General features: G+C 48.7%; 1 protein-coding gene. It reads right to left on the bottom strand.

What is annotated here, in order from left to right; translation table 11 throughout:
- Positions 1 to 222 precede the first annotated feature (222 nt).
- Positions 223 to 1284 carry a phage integrase gene (locus ACRC27_RS09200; RefSeq protein WP_438639740.1) on the bottom strand — a complete coding sequence of 354 codons (1062 nt, stop codon included), beginning with the start codon at positions 1282 to 1284 and terminating at the stop codon, positions 223 to 225.
- Between the last annotated feature and the right edge of the window lie 97 nt (positions 1285 to 1381).

Below are 1381 nucleotides of genomic sequence, written 5' to 3'. Positions count from 1 at the left end.
CTCGTAATCAAACGGTGCGTAAAAAGGGTCAGATGAAAAAATGTAACAAGGGTTAATTGTATAACGTTATTAGCATGGCAAATTGACATAGCTCAGTCTAGCTGTGTATTGGACAGGAGGTTAATAAAAACAAATTGTTTTATTGTTACATCCGAATGGCGCGGGATTTAGCCCACCGCACGGGCTTTGCGAAACAATAAGACATAATAAGACGCTATATTGTCACTCTCTGCCGCCACTTTGCCGCCACTTGTCGTACGGATTTAGTTTCACCACATCATCCAAGTGATCGGGGGCAAGGTGTGCGTAACGCATTGTATCTGAAATATTATAGTGTCCAAGTGCGCGTTGTAGCATAACGATGTTTCCGCCCGATAACATGAACTGGCTGGCGAACGTATGCCGCAGCACGTGAGTCATTTGCCCAGCAGGTAATGAAATGCTTGTGCGTCTAATCATCCGCTTGAATTGCTCATAGCACGGTGAAAACAGTGGGCCAGTTTTCCCCAAGCTGACCAACTCGTTGTACAACGATTCTGATATCGGAATTGTCCGGTTCCGCTTACTCTTCGAGGTTTCCCCGTTATACGTGATGCGATACTTGGTGATCTGCTGAGACGTCAATTCCTCAGCTTCTCGCCAGCGCGCGCCCGTAGCTAAACAAACCTTTATCACCAACGCGAGATGCGGGTGAGGGTAAGCCTCTGCCGCTGCAAGCAGTTCAGTAATTTGATGGTCCAGTAAAAAGGTCATCTGGCTTTCAGGGGTTTTAGAGCGCCGCAAGATGTTTAGCGGGTTGGGGTGTTTCCATTCACCAAGCCGAATCAGCTCACTGTAAACAGATTTCAGTAACGTCAGCTCATAGTTGGCTGTCGCCACGGAAATCGGTTTTTTGATGTCAGAACGAACGCCGGTACCAAGCTCACCGGCCAGTCGCTTGGCGCGATAGTGGGCCCACATCTTCACATCAACATCAATAGCGCGCGGGTTACCTAAACCTTCGCAAATCGTATTGAGCTTCGACATTCGGCAAACAGTTTGCTTCAGCGCCTGACCATGCAGCTTGTACCAAAGGTCAATCAGGTCGCGCAGGGTTCTGCGTTCTTTAGCCTCTTGGTCAAGCCACGGCTTGCTTTTGTGCTCACTAAGTACAAATGTTTCCCATGCGCTGGCCTCGGCCTTTGTATGAAACCGCTTGCGCTTGCGTGGCCCGTCTCTACCTTGCGGATAAACCTCGGCAAGCCACAGCTTGGGCTTGCCATCTGAAAGTTTTCGTACTGTCATTACAGTTGTCGTGTTTTGCCTAACAGATAAATAGAGGATTGTTCACCTGATAACTCCCCCATCTCTTTGCACTCTGGCGTGCCGCCTTCAAAGATAT

This window comes from Plesiomonas sp., from assembly GCF_051650925.1.
In the GTDB taxonomy this organism is placed as follows: domain Bacteria; phylum Pseudomonadota; class Gammaproteobacteria; order Enterobacterales; family CAMTGL01; genus Plesiomonas.
Note: the sequence above shows the minus strand (reverse complement) of the source record. Positions and strands in the feature narration are given on the sequence as shown.

Bases quoted from the DNA above. Each gene is read 5' to 3' on its own strand.
- ACRC27_RS09200 (WP_438639740.1), bottom strand. From the start codon at position 1,284: ATGACAGTACGAAAACTTTCAGATGGCAAGCCCAAGCTGTGGCTTGCC.